Origin of the sequence: uncultured Pontibacter sp., assembly GCF_947492645.1 — a bacterium.
Taxonomy (GTDB): Bacteria; Bacteroidota; Bacteroidia; order Cytophagales; family Hymenobacteraceae; genus Pontibacter.
This window is the reverse complement of record NZ_CANLMZ010000001.1, coordinates 475,981-498,996: the sequence shown is the minus strand read 5'-3', so window position 1 is coordinate 498,996 and position 23,016 is coordinate 475,981. Positions and strand designations below refer to the sequence as shown.

Here is a 23,016-nt window from a genome sequence, read left to right as displayed (position 1 = left end):
TTCTAATTCATAATTGCAAATTATAGTGCAGCACATACATAACTATATAAACGGCCAGTTGGTAATGCCTGTGGCCGGGCAGTACATCGACAACTATAACCCGGCGCTTGGCGAAGTATACTCACTTATCCCCGATTCGGATGAGCAGGATGTAGAGCAGGCGGTGCAGGCGGCGTTGGCAGCTTTCCCGGCGTGGTCTAAAACGCCAGCCGAAAAGCGCGGGCAGATTATGATGCGCATTGCCGATCTGATTGATAAGAACCTGGAGCAACTGGCTGAAGCAGAATCTGTAGATAATGGTAAGCCACTAAAGCTGGCGAAGTCTGTGGATATTCCGCGGGCTAGTAGCAACATGCGCTTTTACGGCACGGCTATTCAGCACTTTGCCTCCGAAGCGCATTACATGGAAGGTACCGATGCCATCAATTATACGGTCCGTCATCCGCATGGCGTGGTGGGCTGTATCTCTCCCTGGAACCTACCGTTATACTTGTTCACTTGGAAAATTGCGCCTGCCCTGGCAGCTGGAAACTGTGTGGTAGCCAAGCCATCCGAAGTTACGCCCATGACGGCCTACCTGTTATCAGAGATCTGTATTGAAGCGGGTTTACCGGCCGGTGTTTTGAACATTGTGCATGGCTACGGGCATAAAGTTGGCGCTGCCATGACGGCGCATCCGAAAGTGCCGGTTATCTCGTTTACGGGTGGAACCGCCACCGGACGAACTATAGCGGCTACGGCGGCTCCAATGTTCAAAAAACTGTCGTTAGAGTTAGGTGGTAAAAACCCAAACATCATTTTTGCTGATTGCGATTTTAATAACGCACTTCATACTTCCATACACTCGTCCTTTGCCAACCAAGGCCAGATTTGCCTGTGCGGCTCCCGAATTTTTATCGAGCGGCCTATGTATGAGAAGTTTAGAAATGCTTTTGTGGAGAAAGTAAAGGCTATGAAAGTGGGGGATCCGATGGAAGAAGGTTCTAAACTGGGCGCCGTGGTATCGGAGCAACACATGCAAAAAGTGCTTTCTTATATTGAGTTGGCCAAGCAGGAAGGCGGGACTATACTCACCGGTGGTCACCAGGTACAGGTAGAAGGCCGTTGCAGCAAAGGCTGGTTTATAGCACCAACTATAATCGAAGGCCTGCCTTACAACTGCCGCACCAACACCGAGGAGATCTTCGGCCCTGTAGTTACGCTTATGCCTTTTGATACCGAAGAGGAAGTGATCCAATACGCCAACTGCACCGACTATGGCCTCTCTGCCACTATCTGGACAAGTAATTTGCAACGGGCACACCGCGTGGCACACCAGGTTCATTCGGGCATCATCTGGATAAACACCTGGCTCCTGCGCGATCTCCGCACGCCTTTCGGTGGCATGAAAAACTCAGGTGTGGGCCGCGAAGGCGGTTTTGAGGCACTGCGCTTCTTTACCGAGCCCCAAAATATTTGCGTGAAGTTGTAAGTATACTTTGGCTGTATATACCTGTTATTTAGAGCACAGCAGTAAACAACAGGTATATACAGCAGATCTTACTGCCCTGTAAATAGCAGCTTAATACTTTGATTTGAATTCTCCTTTACCTGCCTCTGCATTTCTGCGTACTTTTGCAGGATGGACTTTAAGAGAAGACGACTGGCCGTTACGCTGCGTAACCAGCTAAACTATCCGCTACAGTTCAACCCCTTTGTGTTCAGCAAGATATTTTTGCTGTGGGTGGCTATTGGTATTGTGGGAGGTATAATCGCCGGCTTTTACTGGACGGTGCTGGAGGGATTTCTTCATTTTCTGGCTCCGGTGCAGGGGCTTTGGGTGATACCACTTATGGCTGGCGCTGGCTTACTGGCAGGCTTCATCATCCATAAACTCGGCGATCCGGGCGAAATGGACCTTATCGTGAACAATATCCGCTTTAAAGGCGGCCACCTGGAACCAAAGAACAATCCGTCTATGATCCTGTCGTCGTGGCTTTGCATTGCCAGCGGCGGAAGTGCCGGGCCAGAAGCACCGCTGGTGCAGGTAGTGGGCTCTACGGGCACCTGGATTGCCAAAAAGCTTAAAATACGAGGCGAAGACCTGCGCTCGCTAACAATAGCCGGTATGGCTGCCGCGTTCACGGCATTGTTTGGAGCACCGCTGGGCGGCACCTTGTTTGCCCTCGAAATCCTGCACCACAAGCATGTGGTAGAGTATTACCAGGCACTAATACCTGCTTTTGTGGCCAGTTGCTCCAGCTATGTCATCTTTATCCTTATCACGCACATTGGCATCGGCCCTACCTGGAATTTTCCGGTTTACTCCACACCCGAGCTTAACGATTTCTTCTACGCTATACTCTACGCCCTGGCAGGCACGGCAGCAGGGTGGCTGTTTATTTTTACTGTGCGCCAATGCCGGTTTATGTTCCGAAAGTTTAATGTGCCCATTTATGTTAAGATGGCTGTTGGAGGTTTGCTGATTGGCACCATTGCCTACTACGTGCCGCTTTCACGCTACTTCAGCCACGATGAGCTGAATATACTGCTGGAAGAGAAATTTACGCTGGAGTTTCTGGTTATACTTTTAGTTGCTAAAATACTGGCTATTGCCTTCACAGTTACCTCCGGCTGGCGCGGCGGCTTTATCATTCCGCTCTTTTTTGTCGGTGCTACGGTGGGCATGATTGTTCATACTATCTTTCCGGGGCAGAACCTGCCGCTTATACTTGTCAGTTGCATGGCTGCGATCAATGCCTGTGTTACGCGTACGCCTATCAGCACGATTATCCTACTATCTACTTTAACAGGCTTTCACCAGTTTATACCAATAATGTTTGCCAGCCTTACCGGTTTTTTTCTGGCTCCAAAAACGCCGCTCATTAATGCGCAGTTGGGTTTGAAAGAATAATAAGCAGAAAGTATGCCCGGCCAAGGCGATAAACTGCAACATTTAGCTGCAAATACGATTATACCTTCATTAGGGGCAGAGTAACGCCTCTTTGTAATGGGCATAAACAGCGGTTTTAAGAGAGCTACCTTACCTTTTATACTTTCTATACTTGATACAAGTGCGGAAGAGCTGCACAAGCAGGGTATAGAGGCGCAGGAACTGGTAACCATCTACAACGATTACATTTACCGCCTTAATGAGCTGGAGGATATCGGTCTGCTGCTGGCAAACACCCTGAAACGGCAAAAGGATGTGCATGCGGTGCGCTACCGTGTAAAAGAGCCGCTGCACCTGCTCAAAAAGATTCTGCGCAAAAAGAAGGAGTACCCCCACCGTAACTTTACCGCCGCCAACTACCTCGAGTTTATAAACGACCTGATTGGCGTGCGCCTACTGCATCTCTACAAAGAATCCTGGCAGGGCATTGGCGAGCACATACAGCAATTGTGGGAGCTAAAGCGGGAGCCATACGCTTACCTGAAAAGCAAAGACACAGTAGAGGCCAAGCAGTTTGAAGCACTTAAGTATAAAGTACTGATCAACCTGAAAGGGTATAAAGCAGAGCATTTTATCGTCAGGGTAAAGCCCAATAAACAGCAGTATTTTGCGGAGATTCAGGTAAAAACCTTGTTTGAGGAAGGCTGGAGTGAAATAGACCATTGCATACGGTACCCCGTTCAGGAACCAAGCGAATTATTGAACAGACTGCTTTGGCTTTTAAACCAGTTTACTACCAACGCCGACCAGGTAGCCACACAGATACAGGCCCTTTCTAATGAGTTGCACACATATACTAATACAGCACCAGCAAGCGCCAGCGTTACAATTGCACAGTTGCACGCCCACATTAATAAGCTACCCGTTGATGAACAGGAAAAACAGTACCTGTATACTTGCCTGGCAAGGTTGGTAGGTAAGTAGTTGCGCTACTTTCTGTCAGGTACCAGGTTGTGTGCCGCTAACTTCCATTGTCCGTCCAGCATTTTCCATACTTTCAGGTAATGCCCTTTCTCTGCTTTTTCGCCTACGTTATGGGTATAGCTGCCATAAGTATAAGCCATGTCTTCGGCCGGAGAAAGCTCGTGCCCCAGGTTAGTATAAGTTATACTTGCCGCTGGCTCAATTGTACCGTTTTTATACTTGTGTGGGTACTCCTCGTGGCGGTAAATGATAGTTTCGGCATCATAAGGCTGTACTTTTTGCACATCCTTTGCCAACAGATTTTCTTGAGTGCCTTTGGAAATGCTGCTTGCTCCAGGTGCTGCCGGCTTATAGGTTTCTGTTTTCAGCAGGTTTGGCGAGAATGAATTGCCCATATCAATCGCTACTTTCCATTGGCCGTCTGGCTGCTTTCGCCAAACCGACAAATAGAATCCTGCTCCTACAATTTTATCATCCGTTGGAGTGGCTTTTAACTGATATGGCCCCGTTGTAAAACCCCAATCCAGAGAACTGGAAATATCTGCATAAGCCGGGTACCAGGTAAGCAAGGCAGTACTAGGCGGCGCTGTGGCATGTAGTTTTTTCCCGTTGGTGGGTGCCGGGGCAAATACAAGTCCATCATCGGCCATATACGCCACAAAAGCCTGGTGCAGGCCTTCGGCCTGGGAGGTGGCTGAGAAGTCGCGTTCGGCGTTTGCCAGGCTTTCTAGTGCTTGTTCGCGGGTGGTGTTTGTACCCTGTAAAGCGCACAGCCATAATGCCAGCAGAAAGAACGTGGTAATTTTCATAGTTTTAGGTGTTAGCATAGCGATAGGTAATGCACAAAAATAGCTGTTAAATTTATGCTTTTATTTTTAACCCTTTACATTTCAGAAGCTTACAACTTTATTCTGCAGCAGCTACCTTGCCTGTTCTTATACTTTCCTTCAGATACTCCAGCACCGTGTCTTTGTCCGCGGCAAGGTCTTTTATACTTTGCTTTACCTCTACATCCGGCTGCACACCCTTATACTTTGTTGCCTCCGTTATGCCCGCCGCCCAGTACTGCGCTGTGCTGCACATGCCCCACCAACCAGTATTTGGCAGTTGGAAGTTTATTACCTCACCCATAAAATGATTGTTGTTACCCGTAGCCTCCCCTATAACCGTAGCTAGCTTATATCCCTTCACCGCAGCTGCCATCATATGCGACGAAGAAAAAGTGCGCGGCGCGGTAAGTAAGTATATTTTGCCTTCGTAGAACAGCTCCGGGTTCTTTAGTGGCTCAGGCTGCTGTGGGTGTGCTACTGATTTATACCTGTTGTTTACATACTTGCCATCGTAGGCGGCCATGTTGTTTTGATAGAAGCCTTTGTTGTAGGATTTGCTTGGCAGCACCAACGAACGGTACTGCTCCCGTGCCACCGTCAGATCAAAGGGCTTATCTGTAACATACTGTAACACCTTAGCACCTACACCCGAGTAACCGCCTCCGCTCCTGCGCAGGTCAATGGCCAGGTGCTGTATGTTTCTCTCTTGCAGTACTGCAAAAGCGGAATCCAGGAAAGCAGTTAACTCTTTCATCTTTGGTTTGAAATTGAAAAGCTCCAGCACCGCCAGACTCTCCTGCTCATGTATAGTCAGTTTGTAGTCTCTGGAGCCGAAGCCGATGTAATGGAAAAATGTATCTTCGCCCACTCCCTGCAGCTGTGCCACCTGCTTTTTGCGCTCACCGTAGTTGCTATACTCCACCTCCACGTCATTGCCCCAGCCATATAAGTACCATAGCGTAAAGCCAAACAGCCTGCTTAGCGTTGCTTCCTGGTTAGGTTTGTTATCTGCAGGCCAGTAAGGCAGCATTTCCTGCACCAGTTCTTCTGCTTTACGTCCATTTATTTTCGTTATACTTGCTCCTGGTTTTATACTTTGGCCCTTAGCTACCTCTGTAACATACAGCTGCCCCTCCTGCACTTTCACGCCCAACGGGAAAAACCGGCCTCCCTCCTCGTAGTACTTCTGAAACTCTTCATCTGAGAAATCAAAGCCTAAGCCGGTGTGCCCGTCTTTGTACTGTGAGGTTACCGGGAAAACAATTTTAGCGAACTCTACCCGCGTCATGGGCCTTTTTAGCTGTGCCCTCGCCTGCTCCCATACCTTGTCAGCTTTTTCCTTTTTTACCTGCAAGTATAAATTGGGATGCGTGGCATTAATCCAGGCATACATGCTGTCGAGGTCCTGGTGCATTTGCGCTGGCGTGAAAAGCCTGGATTGCGGTGCCTCTTGCGCAGAGGCTACGTTTGCGGCCACAAAAAGCAGCAACAGCAGAGAGAATACTTTTTTCATAGTTTATACTTTAGCAGCGATGTATGTAGCTATAGATGAGGCGCTAAAGCATAAGGTTGCTTAGAGAGGTACAAAAAAGAAAGGCCCACCGTTACCGGCAGGCCTTCTTAGGTTTATACTTATACTTTGCTTACTGGTTCACCTCCGTTGGGTTTATCAGTTTGCGCTGTAAGAAGTCCGTCATCATGGTAAAGCGGTGCAAGCTAGTAATGCCGCCACCTACACCGTGGTTACGGTTCGGGTAGTAGAAGCTCTCGAACTGCTTGTTGGCGCTGATCAAAGCATCCTGCATCGCCACCGCATTCTGGAAGTGCACGTTATCGTCACCAGTTCCGTGGATCAGCAGAAGGTCGCCCTGCAATTTATCAGCAAACATAAGCGGTGAGTTATCGTCGTAACCGGCTGCATTCTCTTGTGGTGTTTTCAGGAAGCGCTCTGTATAGATGCTGTCGTAGTATCTCCAGCTTGTAACCGGCGCTACCGAAATACCTGCTCTAAACACGCCCTCGCCTTTTGTTAAGCCCAGTAACGTCATGTAGCCGCCAAAGCTGTGACCCCAGATACCGATGCGGTTTTTATCTACATAAGCCTGGTTGCCAAGCCACTTTGCGGCTTCAACCTGATCTTCAATTTCATACTTGCCCAAATTGGCGTAAGTAGATTTCTTGAACTCAGCGCCACGGGCACCAGTACCACGGTTATCAACGCTTACCACGATCAGGCCTTTGTTAGCCAGCACCTGGTACCACAGGTAGTTGGTGCCGCCCCAGCTGTTAGTTACCGTCTGCGAGCCTGGGCCACCATACACAAACATCAACACAGGGTATTTTTTGTTCGGGTCAAAATCTGTTGGTTTGATCATCCAACCGTTCAACTGCGTGCCATCAGCAGTTTTCATATCAAAGAACTCCTGCTTAGCTACCTTGTATTGCGCCAGCGTGTTCTTCAGCTTCTGGTTATCTTCCAGCACTTTAATCAGCTTGCCATCTTTGGCAGTATGCAAGCTTACAGTAGTTGGCACGTTTGCGGCAGAGTGGTAAGCCAGGTAATATTTGTAGTCATCACTCATGTTTACGCTGTATGTACCAGCCTCTGTAGTAAGGCGCTGCTTTTTCTTGCCCTTGCTGCTGATGCTGTACAGGTGGCGCTCCAGCGGCGACACTTCCGTAGACATATAGTATAAACGATCGTTCTTCTCGTCGTAGCCCACGTAGCTGCTTACCTCCCAGTTACCGTTCGTGATCTGGCGCACCAGTTTGCCACTCATGTTGTACAGGTACAGGTGGTTAAACCCTTTTACTTCAGAGCTATGGATAAAATGCTTTCCGTCTTTCAGGTAAGTCAAATCATCTGTAACATCAATGTAAGCTTTATCAGTCTCTTTCAGAACAACATCTGCCTTACCGGTTGTAGCATTGGCATGCAGTATCTCCAGCGTGTTCTGCAGGCGGTTCATTTTCTGGATAGACAACAGGTTTGGGTTGTTTGTCCATTTGATGCGCGGTATGTAGATATCGGCCTCATTGCCAGTATCCATTTTAACGGTTGAGCCGCTGGCTACATCATATACCGATACTTTTACTTTTGAGTTAGCTTCGCCAGCCTTTGGGTATTTAAACTTGTAATCCTGCGGATAAAGGTCGCCCCACATCTGCATGTTAAACTCCGGCACGCTGGTTTCATCAAACGTATAAAAAGCTATCTTCTTGCCGTCCGGCGACCAATGGAAGCCCTGCGCAAAAGAGAATTCCTCTTCGTACACCCAGTCTGCATAGCCGTTGATGATAGAGTTGAATTTACCGTCGCTGGTGATCTGCGTCTCCTTCATGTTGCCCAGGTCCACTACAAACATGTTGTTGTCGCGGGCAAAGGCAACGCGCTTGGCATCCGGAGAGAATGTAGCGTACATCTGCTTGCCACCGTTGCTTAGCTTGGTAAGCTTTTTAGAGGCGATGTCGTAGATGTAGTAATCTGCTTTTGAAGAACGACGATAGATCTGCTCGCGCTCTGCAGAGAAAAGCACTTTCTTTTCGTCTGAGCTGAAAGTATAGCCGCTATACTTTAACGGCGTTGTACTTCCTTCCGCAACAAGGTTCTCACCCTCAATGATAGTGCTTACAGGCTTACCTGTTGTTACATCATACTTCACAATGTCGTTTACCTTGTTCTGCTCATCCTGCACCTGCGAGCTGTAAAACTGGCCGTCATTCATCCAGTTTACGCCATACACAGACTGCGCCCGGAAGGTGCCTTTGCGGTACACATCTTCCAGGGTGATGTCTTTTTTCTGCTGTGCCTGCGCCATAAAGGCAAAGCACAAGAGAGCAGCAGCCAAAAGGTTTGTTTTTAGTTTGATATACATGCGATTAGTTTAGTGTTTATTTCAGCCTACTAATTTATCAGAATATTATTGTTTTGCCATAAAAAGCGCATAAAACCACGGACGGCGGTACTCAAAAAGTATAAAATTCTGTTTAAGTATAAAAAAAGGCAGCCTTACCAGACTGCCTTTTAAACTAAACCTGTTACAGATTAAAAGTTGTATCCGAAGGTAAGCATAACTGTAGACTGCTTCTCCTCAATATCAATTACGGGCTGGTCGCCGTTTTGCAGCACAAATGGGGAATAGCGGCTGTTGCCCACACTTCTTACATAAGCCAGGTCGGCAGAATAATTTTTAAGTCGGATGCCGGCACCGGCTGTAAAAGAATTTATACCACCGTCAAAAGAGGCATTTTTATAAGGGTCGCCGGTATGGGCATAGCCTGCACGCACTCTAAACACATCTACACGGCCTTCAGCTCCTATCTTATAGTTTACCGCTGATTTGTAGGTGTTTGAAATACGGCTGTTTACATCATTAAAGTAATCGCTGGTGGAGGCAAAGTCATCTTCGCTTTCAGAGAACTTGATGTTGCTGTAATTCACAAACTCTACATCGGCGGTTATAAAGCCATACTTGCCAATAAAACCGGCAGCACCCACGCTTGCTCTAAAAGGAGTAACAAGGCTATAGGTAAACTCTCCCGGAAGTTCTATCGCGCTGTCTGTAGGCTTATCGTCGTAAGATGTATAAAGTGCCCGTTGGTAAGTGTCGGTAAATGTATAAGCTGTGGGCGTTTGTAAAGTTAAACCAAAACGCAACGCATCTATCGGCCTGAAGATAGCGCCTACTTTAAGATTTATACCTGCGCCACGGGTAGTAAATTCATCACGCAGCTCCAGGTCTGTAAACGCAGTATTGGTGCTTGTCTCTGATTCGCGGTAAACGCTTTCCTGCGTAAAGTTTGTTGATACTATACCCAAGGAGGCCCCTAAGTATAGCCTATCCTTATAGCTGGTACCTACACCAATGTCAAACTGGTTTTGCGAACCCCTACGCCTGATATCCTCACGCTCCAGCACCTGCCCTTCTCTATAAAGCGGCACTACAATTTCATTTCCGTTTTCGTCTTCCACAACATCAAGCAGGTAAGCACCGTAGGCCAAACCCTCTATTGTTGTAAACCCGTTGGCAAACTCATCGTCCAGGCTTTGTAATGTTCTGCCATTCTGGTTTGCCTGCTCCGCAAAATACTCAACTATAGTTAACTGGTCTTCTGCGGCTGTGTTGCTATAGGACAAGCGTTGGTTAAAGTTGTTTAGCCTTGTAAAACTGATGCCTAAACTTGCACCTCGCCAGTCGGCTCCTTCATCATTTTTTCTGCTGCTTAGCACAATACCAGCATGTGGTATACTTACTGCATTTTGATCAGTAGCCTGCGTAAAGCCTCCAACTTTTGTTTGTGTGTTACTAAACTGCAGACCCGGGCTAATGCTAAACTCCGACCTGCGGAACATGCCCAAACCAGCCGGGTTAGATGATATAGTAGATATGTCTGCTCCAAGTGCCGATTGTGCGCCACCAATGCTCTGTATACGTGCAGAACCTGTAATACCTAATCGTGTATAGCGCAGGGCATCTACCTCGTTTTGAGCAAAGGCATTGCCAGCCCAGCCTAGCGTAAGTGCCAGGCTGGCTAAAAATAGCTTATGTATGTTCATGGGGTGTGTCTGATTTATTGTCCTCTTCTTGGGCGGCCGCTGTTGCTTCCCGATGACGACGAGTTATTGTTGCTTTGTTGCCTTACCTCACTAGAGCGTGATGGCGTAGGACTCTCGCGGCGCTGCTCAAAAGTTGGCCTGCTTGGTGCCGGGCGTGACTGTTGCTGCTGCTGCTGTGGCACATTGTTCTGGCGTATCTGCTGCCTTTCTGTTTGCCTAGGTGTTGGCGTATACTCGCGGGTACGTGTAGTGCGCTGCTGCCTTGGCTCAACGGCTCGGCGTTCGTTCTGCTGTTGCTGCCCTCCTACATTTGCAGGCTCTCGCGTGGTGCGGCTTCTTCCCTTGCTTGGGTCATAATATTCGGTACGGCTTGGGCGTGTTGGCACCGATGGCTTGGCTTCGTTAGCAGACTCCGGAGCTACTACAGCCTCGCTTGAACGTGACGGACGCGCTGGCCTTGCATTCTCAGTTCCGGTTACATCGCCCTGGTAAGCTTCGCCTCTGTTAGGCCTGCCGCCATTGCCCCTGGTGCCTTCTGTTACTACTGCTCCGCGGGCATCGCGCGGGCCGTACTGCGTTTTAACTCTGTTACCAATCACTACTGGCCTGTCGTAATACCAGTTGTTACCGTAATAACCGCTGTTGTAGCCGCCGTAGTAGCCATGATAGTATGGGTTATTAGCATACCAGCGGCTGTAGTATGGGCGGTGTCCGCCCCAGCCTCCCCAGCCGTAGTTGTAACTAATGGCTATAGAAATGCCGCTGCCCCAGTAAGGCCTGCGGTAGAAAGGATCGTAAAAGAACGGATCAGCATAAAAAGGATCGTAGAATGGATCATAAAAAGCCGAACTGTAGCGGCTGTAGGCATAATGGCGAGGCGTGTACGCGCTTCCCCAATAAGGATCAACATACGAATAATTTGGCCTGTACCAGTTGTCGCGCGGGTTATAATCGCGGCCATCATAATACTCATCAGCATAATAATCTTCTGTAACGGCATTGCTGCTTTCAGCATATTGCTGTGTTTGCGCCTCGCTGTCTGCTTCACTTAGCTCGTTGTAAGCTGTAGCTTCCGGCTCTATGTACTGCGTTTTGTCTGCTGAGCTGTAGTACATGTCGTCGTACTCTGTAGACTGCATAGCGGTGGGGCTGCTGCAACCTAGCGCCAGCAACGCAAGAGCGGGGGCTAGTGTATGTATCGTAAACTTTTTCATGGCCATCTCTGTAGTAAAACTTCCTCTATATCAAAGATAAATACACAAGTGCGCAAATCCTTATCAATAGTATAATATATTAAACGTAATTTTGAGCAAGAATGATATGCTGCTCTGAGCATATACCAAGCAAATATTATTCCAAAAACATTAGTTATAAGCGATATAGTATAATTTTTTTTAAGTATGAGCAAAGGGTTACCAAAAAGAAGCGAAGATTACTCCTTATGGTATAACGAGCTGGTAAAAAAAGCCGGCCTTGCAGAGAACTCTGCGGTACGCGGTTGCATGGTTATCAAACCTTACGGATATGCTATTTGGGAGAAAATGCAGCGTGTGCTGGATGATATGTTTAAGGCCACCGGCCACTCTAATGCGTACTTCCCGCTTTTTGTACCCAAAAGCTTGTTTGAAGCTGAGGAGCAAAACGCCGAGGGCTTTGCCAAAGAATGCGCGGTTGTAACCCATTATCGTTTGCAAACAGACCCAGATAAGCCAGGAAAACTTCGCGTTGACCCTGCCGCCAAACTGGAAGAAGAACTTATTGTGCGCCCAACCTCAGAAGCTATCATCTGGAGCACCTACAAAAACTGGATACAAAGCTATCGCGACCTGCCTCTGCTTATAAACCAATGGGCAAACGTAGTGCGTTGGGAGATGCGCACGCGCCTGTTCCTGCGCACGGCAGAGTTCCTGTGGCAAGAGGGCCATACGGCACATGCTACTGCAGAGGAAGCGGTAGAGGAAACCGTGAAAATGATGAACGTATACGCTGACTTTGCTGAGCAATACATTGCCCTGCCAGTAATACGTGGCGTAAAAACCCCTAGCGAACGCTTTGCAGGCGCTTTGGATACTTATTGCATCGAAGGCTTAATGCAGGATGGCAAAGCATTACAGGCTGGTACTTCCCACTTTTTAGGACAGAACTTTGCAAAGGCATTTGATGTGAAGTTTGCGACGAAAGAAGGTGGCCTGGAGCACGTATGGGGAACTTCGTGGGGCGTAAGCACACGCTTGATGGGTGCGCTGGTAATGGCCCACTCTGATGACGAAGGCTTAGTACTTCCTCCTAACTTAGCTCCTATACAGGTTGTGATCGTGCCTATTTACAAAGGCGAAGAACAACTGGCCCAGATCAGCGAAAAAGTAAACCAGCTTAAGCGCGAGCTGGAGGCAAAGGGCATCAGCGTAAAGTATGACAACCGCGATACTGAACGCCCTGGCTATAAGTTTGCCGAGTGGGAGCTGAAAGGCGTACCTGTGCGTATTGCCATCGGAGCCCGCGACCTTGAGAACGGTACTGCAGAAATAGCGCGCCGCGATACAAAAGAGAAAAGCACACAGCAGTTTGCCGGCCTTGCCGATTATATACCTGCGCTGCTTGACGAGATCCAGAAGAATATCTTTGATAGAGCCCTTGCTTACCGTGAGACGCATACAACTAAAGTGGATACGTATGAGGAGTTTAAGGATGTACTGGAGAACAAAGGTGGTTTTGTGTTAGCCCATTGGGACGGCACTCCGGAAACCGAGGAGCGCATAAAAGAAGAAACAAAGGCCACTATCCGATGCATTGCCTTGGACACGCCTGAAGAAGATGGTGTTGATATGCTAACCGGAAAGCCAAGCAAGCAACGCGTATACTTTGCTAAAGCTTATTAAATATAACATTTCTTATCGCTGAGTAATCATCAGCTTATAAAGGCGCTGCTTTTCGTTACGGGAAGCAGCGCTTTTGCTTTATACTTGACACAGGTTAACCCGTAAATAAAGTATAAATGCACCGTACTTCTTTTGTGGCAGCCCTGCCTGCTGCAGAAATTAAGCGGTGCTAAAACGAAGTTAATTCGTAATTCTATCTCCTAATTGCTATATTTACTTACACAAGCACCCTACTTATGTTATTAGACTGGATTACAGTTATTCTGCTTATCGGCATTGGCCTACTGCTAATTGTAGTAGAGTTGATATTTGTGCCGGGCACAACCATTGTGGGCATACTGGGCTTTGTGCTTACCTGCATTGGCATCTGGATTGGATATGCTGCACTAGGCAACAGTACCGGGCATGCCATACTTGCCACCACCGTTCTTATTGCGGCTGTGGCTTTTGTCTATAGCTTCAGGTCTGATAGCTGGACGCGCTTTGCCTTGAAAGACAGGCACAGCAGCCGCGTAAACGATGAGTTTCAGCATACTTTAGCTGTAGGGGAAATGGGGAAAACAGTATCAGCGCTACGCCCCCAGGGTACTGCTCTGTTTGCCGAACGCCACCACGAGGTACAAACCAACGGCGAGTTCCTTCCGCCCGATACTCCTGTTCGCATCATTAAACTTACCAATAATAAAATCACAGTAGAAGAATATAAGCTAACCTAACCCAGATGGAAAATTTCTCATTATTGTTCTTAATAGCAGGCGGTATTATCCTGCTAATCATCTTTTTATACTTTGTCCCGATCAGCCTCTGGATAACCGCCCTGTTTTCGGGAGTAAGAGTAGGCCTGCTGGAACTGGTATTCATGCGTATTCGTAAAGTGCCGCCAAGCCTTATCGTAAACTCCATGATCAACGCCACCAAAGCCGGCATTGATTTAACCACGACAGAACTTGAGACGCACTACCTGGCAGGCGGTAACGTACCTACTGTAATTAAAGCGCTTATCTCTGCCGACAAAGCAAATATCCCGCTTTCGTTTAAGCAGGCAACGGCCATAGACCTTGCCGGCCGTAACGTGTTCGAGGCTGTTACCACATCAGTAAACCCTAAAGTGATCAACACACCAAACGTAGCTGCTGTAGCCCAGGACGGCATTCAGCTTATTGCGAAGGCGCGTGTTACTGTTCGTGCCAACATAAACCAATTGGTTGGTGGTGCCGGCGAAGAAACCATACTTGCCCGTGTAGGCGAAGGCATCGTTACATCTATTGGCTCGTCTACTTCTCACAAAAGTGTATTAGAGAACCCGGACATTATTTCTAAACTAGTACTACAGAAAGGCCTCGACGCTGGAACTGCTTACGAGATTCTGTCTATCGACATTGCCGATATTGATGTTGGGGAAAACATTGGTGCAAAACTGCAGATAGACCAGGCTGGTGCCGACTTAAAAGTAGCTGAAGCCAAAGCCGAAGAACGCCGTGCCATGGCCGTTGCCGTGGAGCAGGAAATGAAAGCAAAGGCACAGGAGGCACGCGCCAATGTAATTCAGGCAGAAGTAGAAATTCCGCAGGCCATAGCAGCGGCTTTCCGCAGCGGCAACCTGGGCATTATGGACTACTACAAAATGCAGAATATCCAGTCTGATACAGACATGCGCAATTCTATTGCCAGCCCAGGCGCCTCTCAAAACCCGAATAAGCCTAAAGAATAAGTAAATTTATACTTTAATTAAAACGGCCATACGCTTAAGCAGCGTGTGGCCGTTTTTTTGTGCATCATACAGACTTAAAAGTTACGCTGCTGCATACTATTCTCATTTTTTTAAAGGGCATTACACTTAAATTGTTGCTGAATAATACTTGCCCCAGTTTTATCTTAGAGCCTGGGCTAAATTCCTTTCATATATAGCCTGAGCACTTGCCTTGAACACAAAAAAACCGCCTGCCCTGATTTAACTCAGAAAAGGCGGCTTTTATACTTTATATCTTTTCTACTACTCTGCTTTGAGTGTAAAGGTACGGGTTACGCTGTTGTATGGGCCAGGTATCAGGCTACCGTTATTATCTATCAGCTCCAGTTTAATCGTGTTCTCGCCCATTGGCAAGCCTTCCATAATGTGCGGCATCCATTTATCAAGTATAAACTCTGTGCCGTTTATAGTAGCGCGCACTTTATTTCCTGTCGTTGACAGCTCTGTATTAACGAGGTAAAAGTCCAGCATTACCTGTTCTGTGTCCGCGCCAACATACTCGCCTTTAGGGCGGCTGTAGAACATATGCGGGGCATTTACGTCAAAGTCGATACGCTCTGTAGGGTTGCCCGCTGTTACGATGCGCAGATCGTAAGCGCCTTTGTGCTTTAAGCTTTCGTGATAAGATCTTGAAAGGAAAGAAAGTATAACGTGGTCACCCTCTGCCAATTCTTTCGTAAACTCAGTAGTATAATGTGCCGTGTATGGCTCGTTATCTACAATATTATGAATGTGCTGCCCCTCCTGCGAGTTAGCCATGTGCTCCGAGTTAGAGTGGGGCGTCATGCGGGTAAGCTGGTAATTAGACAAGTCGTAGTCAAACTGAACCGGGCCAGCCTCTACCACACCACCGGCAGGTGGTACATTCAGGCGTATTTGCGACTCCGGGTATTTCTGAGAATCGTCAAAAGCAAACACACGCAGGCCGCCCTTACTCATAACGGCACCTGTTGGTGTTGGTCCATCGCCTCTGGCTGTCGTAGCAGGGTTCTGAGACTCGTTTTCCTGTGTTTGTCGGGCAGTATCACAGGCAGAAAAACCTAGCAGAAGCGCCGAGGCCAGTAGCAAATACGTTTTTTTCATGTAATTATAGTTTTGTTTAGCAATTCAGCTAATTTAACGATTTTATTTTTTTCGTATATTGCGAACTACGTGAAGAACACAAAAAAGTATACAGAAATAACTATATGAGCGAGATTTTGTTTGATGAGGTTCCTTCTCTTGATTTAGCGGATTTCACATCTGGAGATGCGGAAAGAAGGGCTCAGTTTGTGAAACAGTTGGGTGATGCGTACCAAAACATTGGCTTTATTGCTTTGCGCAACCATGGCCTTAGCGATGATTTGACCGCTAAACTGTATGCTGCAACTCAGAAATTCTTTGCCTTGCCAGATGAGGTGAAGCAAAAGTATGAAAACCCTGCACTCGCCGGCCAGCGTGGCTATGTAGGCAAAGGCAAAGAAAAGGCAAAAGGCTTTAACACCGGCGACCTGAAAGAGTTTTACCATGTAGGCCAGGATAAAAATGTTATTCCGGACAACGACCCGATAAAGCAGGAGTACCCTGACAATATCTTTCCGAAAGAAGTTGCCGAGTTTGAAGAAGTAACCTTAGAGGCTTACAAAAGACTAGAGGCAGCCGGAAAAGAGGTACTGCGTGCCATTGCCATCCATCTTGGCCTCGACGAGAATTATTTTGACGACAAGGTAAAGTATGGCAACAGCATTCTGCGCCCTATCCATTACTTCCCGATCGAGAACCCGGATAGCGTACCAGCTGATGCTGTGCGTGCCGCGGAGCATGGCGATATTAACTTGATCACGTTGCTGATGGGCGCTAGCGCAGACGGTTTGCAGGTGCTTCGCCGCGACGGCCAATGGATTCCGATAACGGCATTGCCAGAGCAGGTAGTTGTAAACGTTGGCGATATGATGGCCCGTTTAACAAACAACAAACTGAAGTCTACCATTCACCGTGTAGTTAACCCGCCGCGCGAGCTGATGCATACTTCCCGCTTCTCTATTCCGTTTTTTATGCACCCTCGCTCCGAAATGGATTTAACCTGCCTGGAAAGCTGCATAGATGATAAAAACCCAAAGGCTTACCCGGATGCAACAGCAGGCGAGTACCTGAATGAGCGCCTTGTAGAGCTTGGATTAAAAAAAGCGTAAGTATAAATGCAATAAATTAAAGAGAGATGGCGAAAGCTGTCTCTCTTTTTTTATTTTTATAGAATGAGCTTGCGCTATTATATATTTTTGAGGGACGTTTTGGTCCTGGCCCTTACAGCTTTTGGAGGGCCACAAGCGCATATTGCCTTAATGTTTAAGCTGCTGGTAGATAAACGCCATTACCTTACAGAGCAGGAACTGATTGAGCTAAACGCGCTCTGCTCTATTCTGCCAGGGCCCACCTCAACGCAAACGATAACAGCCATAGGCTATAAAATAGGCGGCCCAAACCTGGCTTACCTCACGCTGCTCATCTGGATTGCTCCTGCCGCTACAATCATGTGCATTGCAGCCATCGCCATTACTTACTTACAAGACCAGGGCATTTCACTTCAGTTTCTTAACTTCATTCAGCCTATGGCAGTAGGTTTTGTGGCCTACGCAGCCTACATGATCAGTTCAAAAGTGATTAATACCAAAACCGGTATTGTACTGATGATGGTGTCGGCCATACTTGCTTATTTCTTTAGCTCGCCGTGGGTATTGCCGGTTTTACTTATAGCAGGCGGTGCAGTTACGGCTCTTCGGTTTAGAGAACATCCGCAGGAAAAAGACAAAAAGCTTAAGATTGAATGGGCCAACTTTATACTGTATGTGGCTGTTTTGGTTACTGCTGCTTCGCTAGGTGCCTTTACCTCGTCGTTGCCTGTGCGTTTATTCGAGAACTTTTACCGTAACGGCAGCCTTGTTTTTGGCGGTGGGCAGGTGCTTATCCCGCTTTTATACTCTGAGTTTGTAGATTTTAAGCACTACCTTACCGGAGAGGAGTTTCTGTCGGGTTACGCTATTGTTCAGGCCTTACCGGGTCCTACTTTCTCGTTCACCTCTTTTATTGGCAATCTAGCCATGCGCCGGTTTGGTATAGGTGGGCAAATACTTGGCTCTTTTGTAGCTACGGTAGGTATATTTTTGCCGGGCACCTTCCTCATATTCTTTGTGATCCGCTTCTGGGACGAGCTTAAAAAGTATAGAGTAGTGCGCGCTTCCCTGGAAGGCATTAGCGCTGTAAGTTCTGGCATGGTGGTGGCAGCAGCCATACTTCTTTACCATCCCATTGAAAATACAATCTTTAACTTTGGTGTGGTGGTGGTTACGTTTGCGCTGCTAACCTTCACCAAAATTCCGCCTCCCATACTTATACTTACAGGGTTGGTGCTGGGCTTTATTATTTATTAGGCGAGGTTATAAAGTATAAATCCGGTTAAGGATGCCTTAACCGGATTTATACTTTATATTCCTATCGCAGAATACTAAGCAGATAGTCGCCATAGCCGCTCTTCCTCAAAGGCTCGGCAATGCGCTGCAACTGCGCCGCATCTATAAAGCCCATGCGGTAAGCTACCTCCTCTATGCAGCCAATCTTCAGTCCCTGGCGCTCCTCTATCACCTGCACAAACGTGGCCGCCTGCATCAGCGACTGTATCGTGCCTGTATCAAGCCAGGCGGTTCCTCTGTCAAGTATGCCCACCTTCAGTTTTCCCCTGCGCAGGTACTCCTTGTTCACATCGGTTATCTCATACTCGCCGCGCGCACTCGGCTCCAGGTTTTTGGCTATCTCCACCACATCGTTGTCGTAGTAGTAAAGGCCGGGCACGGCGTAATTGGATTTAGGCTGCTTCGGCTTCTCCTCTATCGAAATCACATTGTTGTTTTTGTCGAACTCCACCACACCGTAACGCTCTGGGTCGTGCACATGGTAAGCATAAACCACACCGCCGTCCGGATCATTGTTGGCTTGCAGCAATTTGCTCATGCCTGAGCCGTAGAAGATGTTATCTCCCAGTACCAGCGCCACCTTATCATCGCCGATAAACTCCTCGCCTATCACAAAAGCCTGTGCCAGGCCATTTGGCACCTCCTGCACCTTGTAGCTGAAGCGGCAACCTATCTGGCTACCGTCGCCTAGTAAGCGCTCGAACATGGGCAGGTCGTGCGGCGTTGAGATGATCAGGATTTCCCGGATTCCAGACAGCATTAGCGTGGCCAGCGGGTAATAGATCATCGGCTTATCGTAAATCGGCATCAGCTGCTTGCTTACGGCTAACGTTAGTGGGTGCAAGCGGGTACCGGAGCCCCCTGCAAGTATAATTCCTTTCATCAGGTTTGCTTTTCTCTTTGTCAGTCGTTTTCCAGAGGCCGCGCTAAGCACCTCATCAACAACTTTTACGCATCATTATTTATTTACAACTATTAGCGGTGCGTGTACTGCTGCTCGTAATAGCTTTGGTAATTGCCGGATGTCACGTTCTCCAGCCACTCGGTATTCTCCAGGTACCAGTCTACGGTCTTGCTCAGGCCCTCCTCAAACGTAACCGACGGTTTCCAGCCCAGCTCGTTCATCAGCTTGGATGAATCGATGGCGTAGCGCAAGTCGTGGCCGGCACGGTCCTTCACAAACGTTATCAGTTTGCGGGAGTGGCCTTGCTCACGGCCCAGTTTCTGGTCCATCTGGTCGCAAAGCAGCTCAATCAGGTCCAGGTTCTTCCACTCGTTTACGCCCCCGATGTTGTAAGTGTCTCCCAACTTCCCCTCATGGAAGATCACGTCGATGGCACGCGCGTGGTCCAGCACGTAAAGCCAGTCGCGCACGTTCTCGCCCTTGCCGTAAACAGGCACCGGCTTCTCGCTTTTAATGTTGTTGATGGCAAGAGGTATCAGCTTCTCAGGGAAGTGGTTAGGGCCGTAGTTGTTAGAGCAGTTCGAGATTTTTACCGGCAGGCCATACGTATGGTACCAGGCACGCACGAAATGATCTGAACTGGCTTTGGAGGCAGAGTATGGTGATCGCGGGTCATAAGCAGTCTCTTCCGTAAACAACCCGTCCTCACCCAAAGAGCCGTACACTTCGTCGGTAGAGATGTGGTAGAACAAGTGGCGCTGCATGTCATCAGCCCAATGCTTTTTGGCGGAGTTAAGCAAGTTTACGGTACCGATCACGTTCGTCTGCACAAAGGCCAGCGGGTCTGCAATAGAGCGGTCCACGTGCGACTCGGCGGCCAAGTGTATTACTGCATCAAATTTATATGTGCTGAAGATTTCTTCTATGTAAGCGGCATCCACAATGTCGCCTTTCAGGAAACTATAGTTCTCCTTATCCTCGATATCGGTGAGGTTTGCCAGGTTACCGGCATAGGTAAGCTTGTCGAGGTTGTAAATCTGGTAATTCGGGTACTTGGTTACAAAAAGGCGTACCACATGCGAGCCAATAAATCCGGCACCACCTGTAATTAATATTTTCATACTTATGCTTTTGCTGATTCTTTTTGAAGAGATAACTGCCAATCCCAGGCGCTTTTCATGGCCTGCTCAAGTGTGCTGGTTGTTTTAAAACCTAGCACCTCTGTCGCTTTGGTCACATCGGCGTAAATCTTTGGAACATCGCCCACACGGCGGGGGCCTATTTTGTAGTTCAGCTTTTCGCCGGTTGCTTTCTCAAATGCTTTTACTGCCTCTAAAACGGTATTGCCCGTTCCGGTACCCACATTATAGAATTCTATACTTTCGGCTTTGTTCTGCAGCAATCTTTCCACAGCAGTTACGTGTGCTTTGGCCAGGTCTACTACATGTATGTAGTCCCGGATGCAAGTGCCGTCCTGTGTGTCGTAGTCATCACCAAATATGGTAAGCTGCTCTCTGATACCAGCTGCGGTTTGTGTGATAAACGGAACAAGGTTATTAGGCACGCCAAGTGGCAATTCGCCTATTCTAGCTGAAGGGTGCGCTCCAATCGGGTTAAAATAACGCAAGGCTATACTTTTAATGTTACTGCCGCTTGCCGCCAGGTCCGTTAAGATTTCTTCGCACATTTTTTTGGTATTGCCATACGGAGAGTTGGCTTTCTGCACAGGTGTTCGCTCTGTAACCGGCAGCACATCCGGAATGCCATACACCGTGCACGATGATGAGAAAACCAGATTGTATACTTGTTGCTCGCCCATTACCTGTAGCAGCGTAACCAAAGAGCCAACGTTGTTTTGGTAGTACTTCAGCGGCTCTGCTACCGACTCGCCTACTGCTTTGTAAGCTGCAAAATGGATAACGCCTTTAATGCCTTGCTCCTGCTCAAATACATGCCGTAGCGCATCGGCATTGTTACAGTCGATTTTATGGCACATAACGTCTCGCCCAAGTATAGCTTTTATACCATCAAGGGCACTTTCTTCTGAGTTAGAGAAGTTATCTATGATCACAGGTTCGTAACCGGCCTCTACCAACTCCACAACTGTATGCGAGCCAATATAGCCTGCCCCGCCTGTCACTAAAATTTTTTCTTTTGCCAAAATATTAAAGTTTGTTCTATTACTAATTTACCGGTTCAGGTATCAAAATACACTCCCCGCCTTGCAATTGGTATACCTCACCTGTTTCTGGGCATATAGCCTCACCTGTTTGGTTAAACTTTAGCTTATGCCCGTAGCGGCTTACCCATCCATGCTGTACTGCCGGCACCCCATACACTAAAGCAAAAGCAGGCACATTCTTCGTAACCACAGATCCTGCCCCCACCATAGCGTACTTGTCTATCTCTACACCGCATACTACAGTTGCATTGGCTCCTATACTTGCTCCTTTTCGAACCTGCGTTTGCTTAAACTCGTTTTTCCGGTTTACAAAACTGCGCGGGTTTATTACATTCGTAAATACCATGGATGGACCCAGAAACACGTCATCTTCGCAAATGACACCCGTGTAAACCGACACATTGTTCTGCACTTTCACATTATTACCCAATACCACCCCAGGCGATATAACCACATTTTGCCCAATGTTGCAGTTGTCTCCAATGCGGCAACCATTCATCAGGTGGCTAAAATGCCAGATCTTAGTTCCCTTACCAATCACGCTACCTGCATCTACTACAGCCGACTCGTGCGCAAAATAATCCATGGGTGCGATATTGTTAGCTGCTAAAACTGAATACCTTAAGCAGATAAATATTTTATGGCTCTGCCCGGTCAAAGATACAATTTTATACTATAATTAGCAGATAGATGCTTTTTCTTATACTATGCCAATCAGCTATTTTATAGCCTTTACTATCCGGTCTTTCCCAAACAGGTCCTGCACTACCTCAGCGCTGCTGAAGCCACTCTTCAACACTAGTTGCTTTACCTCCTGCCCGTAGCGTTCGTTTATCTCAAAGTACAATCTTCCGCCTTCTTTTAGCAGCTTGTGAGCAAGTATGGCAATGCGTTTATAATACTTAAGCGGATCGGTGTTTAGCACAAAAAGCGCCAGGTGCGGCTCATACTCTAGTACATTTTCGCGCATTTGCTCTTTCTCCAATTCCAATACATAAGGTGGGTTGCTCGTAACAATATCCAATGATGCCGGCGCTATACTTTCTATCGGCTCAAATACATCCTGGTGCAGCCAATGTACAGGCACTTTATACTTTGCGGCGTTAATCTCGGCCACCTCCAAAGCCCCCGCAGAAACCTCCAGTCCATATACTTTTTCTGTGCTTAAGTTAGCCGCCAAAGCAATTGGTATACAGCCGCTTCCGGTGCATACATCTAATAGTTGCAAGCCACCTTTCCCCTGATATTCCTTAACAACCAGATCAACAAGTTCCTCTGTCTCAGGCCTCGGGATCAGCACACGCTTATCCACAAACAAATCCAAGTCATAAAAATAGGCTTCTTCCAGCACATATTGCAGCGGCTCATGCGCTTGCAGGCGCTTGATGGCGCTTTTTATACTTTCTTCTTGTTCGGGCGTTACCGGCTCCTGCTGCTTCAGGCTCAGCTCCAACCTCGATTTACGGAGTATATGCTGCAACAAACGCTGCGCAATAGCCCCTGCCTCTGGCTCGGGGTAAGCATGCGCTATACTTTTCCTGATGTGCTGCTGAATCTGCTGTATGGTAGCCACGGTTATACTTGGTTTCTTTTAGTTTTAGGTATCTTTGCA

General features: G+C 47.7%; 19 protein-coding genes. 8 read left to right on the top strand and 11 right to left on the bottom strand.

Features of this window, described 5'->3' with window-relative positions; translation table 11 throughout:
• Window positions 1–25 precede the first annotated feature (25 nt).
• The 3 genes from Q1A23_RS02075 to Q1A23_RS02065 all read left to right on the top strand — a co-directional run bounded on the left by Q1A23_RS02075 (window position 26) and on the right by Q1A23_RS02065 (window position 3,856).
• Window positions 26–1,471 carry an aldehyde dehydrogenase gene (locus tag Q1A23_RS02075; protein WP_299818776.1) on the top strand — a complete coding sequence of 482 codons (1,446 nt, stop codon included), beginning with the start codon at window positions 26–28 and terminating at the stop codon, window positions 1,469–1,471.
• 150 nt (window positions 1,472–1,621) lie between these two features.
• Window positions 1,622–2,893: a chloride channel protein gene (locus tag Q1A23_RS02070; RefSeq protein WP_299818773.1), complete on the top strand. Its 1,272-nt coding sequence runs from the start codon at window positions 1,622–1,624 to the stop codon at window positions 2,891–2,893.
• A gap of 96 nt (window positions 2,894–2,989) precedes the next feature.
• Window positions 2,990–3,856 carry a RelA/SpoT domain-containing protein gene (locus tag Q1A23_RS02065; RefSeq protein ID WP_299818770.1) on the top strand — a complete coding sequence of 289 codons (867 nt, stop codon included), beginning with the start codon at window positions 2,990–2,992 and terminating at the stop codon, window positions 3,854–3,856.
• 5 nt (window positions 3,857–3,861) lie between these two features.
• Here the strand turns inward: Q1A23_RS02065 and Q1A23_RS02060 are convergent, their stop codons facing one another.
• The 5 genes from Q1A23_RS02060 to Q1A23_RS02040 form a co-directional block, all read right to left on the bottom strand.
• Complete coding sequence (locus Q1A23_RS02060; RefSeq protein WP_299818767.1) at window positions 3,862–4,665, bottom strand: hypothetical protein; 804 nt, start codon at window positions 4,663–4,665, stop codon at window positions 3,862–3,864.
• Between the two features lie 97 nt (window positions 4,666–4,762).
• Window positions 4,763–6,199: a S41 family peptidase gene (locus Q1A23_RS02055; protein ID WP_299818764.1), complete on the bottom strand. Its 1,437-nt coding sequence runs from the start codon at window positions 6,197–6,199 to the stop codon at window positions 4,763–4,765.
• A gap of 130 nt (window positions 6,200–6,329) precedes the next feature.
• Window positions 6,330–8,561: a S9 family peptidase gene (locus tag Q1A23_RS02050; protein WP_299818761.1), complete on the bottom strand. Its 2,232-nt coding sequence runs from the start codon at window positions 8,559–8,561 to the stop codon at window positions 6,330–6,332.
• Between the two features lie 170 nt (window positions 8,562–8,731).
• A complete protein-coding gene (locus Q1A23_RS02045) occupies window positions 8,732–10,243 on the bottom strand; it encodes a hypothetical protein (RefSeq protein ID WP_299818758.1) in 1,512 nt (503 codons plus the stop codon).
• A 14-nt stretch (window positions 10,244–10,257) separates the two neighbouring features.
• Window positions 10,258–11,457, bottom strand: a complete 1,200-nt coding sequence (locus tag Q1A23_RS02040; protein ID WP_299818755.1) for a hypothetical protein — start codon at window positions 11,455–11,457, stop codon at window positions 10,258–10,260.
• Window positions 11,458–11,643: 186 nt separating this feature from the next.
• On the opposite strand from Q1A23_RS02040, the gene proS reads away from it, so the two are divergent.
• The 3 genes from proS (at window position 11,644) to floA (ending at window position 14,833) form a co-directional block, all read left to right on the top strand.
• Window positions 11,644–13,122, top strand: coding sequence for a proline--tRNA ligase (gene proS, locus Q1A23_RS02035; RefSeq protein WP_299818752.1), 1,479 nt, complete (start codon window positions 11,644–11,646; stop codon window positions 13,120–13,122).
• Window positions 13,123–13,358: 236 nt separating this feature from the next.
• Window positions 13,359–13,838, top strand: coding sequence for an NfeD family protein (locus Q1A23_RS02030; RefSeq protein ID WP_299818749.1), 480 nt, complete (start codon window positions 13,359–13,361; stop codon window positions 13,836–13,838).
• A 5-nt stretch (window positions 13,839–13,843) separates the two neighbouring features.
• The gene (floA, locus tag Q1A23_RS02025; RefSeq protein WP_299818746.1) at window positions 13,844–14,833 is read left to right on the top strand and encodes a flotillin-like protein FloA; all 990 of its coding nucleotides are present in this window, start codon (window positions 13,844–13,846) and stop codon (window positions 14,831–14,833) included.
• A 282-nt stretch (window positions 14,834–15,115) separates the two neighbouring features.
• Here floA and Q1A23_RS02020 read toward each other — a convergent pair whose 3' ends face one another.
• Window positions 15,116–15,955 carry a hypothetical protein gene (locus Q1A23_RS02020; RefSeq protein ID WP_299818743.1) on the bottom strand — a complete coding sequence of 280 codons (840 nt, stop codon included), beginning with the start codon at window positions 15,953–15,955 and terminating at the stop codon, window positions 15,116–15,118.
• Between the two features lie 104 nt (window positions 15,956–16,059).
• Between Q1A23_RS02020 and Q1A23_RS02015 the strand changes: the two genes are divergently transcribed.
• Together Q1A23_RS02015 and chrA are read left to right on the top strand one after the other, a co-directional pair.
• The gene (locus Q1A23_RS02015) at window positions 16,060–17,043 is read left to right on the top strand and encodes a 2-oxoglutarate and iron-dependent oxygenase domain-containing protein (protein ID WP_299818741.1); all 984 of its coding nucleotides are present in this window, start codon (window positions 16,060–16,062) and stop codon (window positions 17,041–17,043) included.
• 63 nt (window positions 17,044–17,106) lie between these two features.
• Entirely contained in the window at window positions 17,107–18,279 is a 1,173-nt protein-coding gene (gene chrA / locus Q1A23_RS02010; RefSeq protein ID WP_299818738.1) for a chromate efflux transporter, read from the top strand.
• A 61-nt stretch (window positions 18,280–18,340) separates the two neighbouring features.
• Here chrA and rfbA read toward each other — a convergent pair whose 3' ends face one another.
• The 5 genes from rfbA to prmC form a co-directional block, all read right to left on the bottom strand.
• Window positions 18,341–19,201 (bottom strand): glucose-1-phosphate thymidylyltransferase RfbA, encoded by an 861-nt coding sequence (rfbA, locus tag Q1A23_RS02005; RefSeq protein WP_299818736.1) that lies wholly within the window; start codon window positions 19,199–19,201, stop codon window positions 18,341–18,343.
• A 92-nt stretch (window positions 19,202–19,293) separates the two neighbouring features.
• Window positions 19,294–20,343 (bottom strand): dTDP-glucose 4,6-dehydratase, encoded by a 1,050-nt coding sequence (gene rfbB, locus Q1A23_RS02000; RefSeq protein ID WP_299818734.1) that lies wholly within the window; start codon window positions 20,341–20,343, stop codon window positions 19,294–19,296.
• A gap of 2 nt (window positions 20,344–20,345) precedes the next feature.
• Window positions 20,346–21,383 (bottom strand): UDP-glucose 4-epimerase GalE, encoded by a 1,038-nt coding sequence (gene galE / locus Q1A23_RS01995; RefSeq protein ID WP_299818731.1) that lies wholly within the window; start codon window positions 21,381–21,383, stop codon window positions 20,346–20,348.
• 22 nt (window positions 21,384–21,405) lie between these two features.
• The gene (locus Q1A23_RS01990; protein WP_299818728.1) at window positions 21,406–21,990 is read right to left on the bottom strand and encodes an acyltransferase; all 585 of its coding nucleotides are present in this window, start codon (window positions 21,988–21,990) and stop codon (window positions 21,406–21,408) included.
• Between the two features lie 132 nt (window positions 21,991–22,122).
• Entirely contained in the window at window positions 22,123–22,977 is an 855-nt protein-coding gene (gene prmC / locus Q1A23_RS01985) for a peptide chain release factor N(5)-glutamine methyltransferase (protein ID WP_299818725.1), read from the bottom strand.
• Window positions 22,978–23,016: the final 39 nt, after the last annotated feature.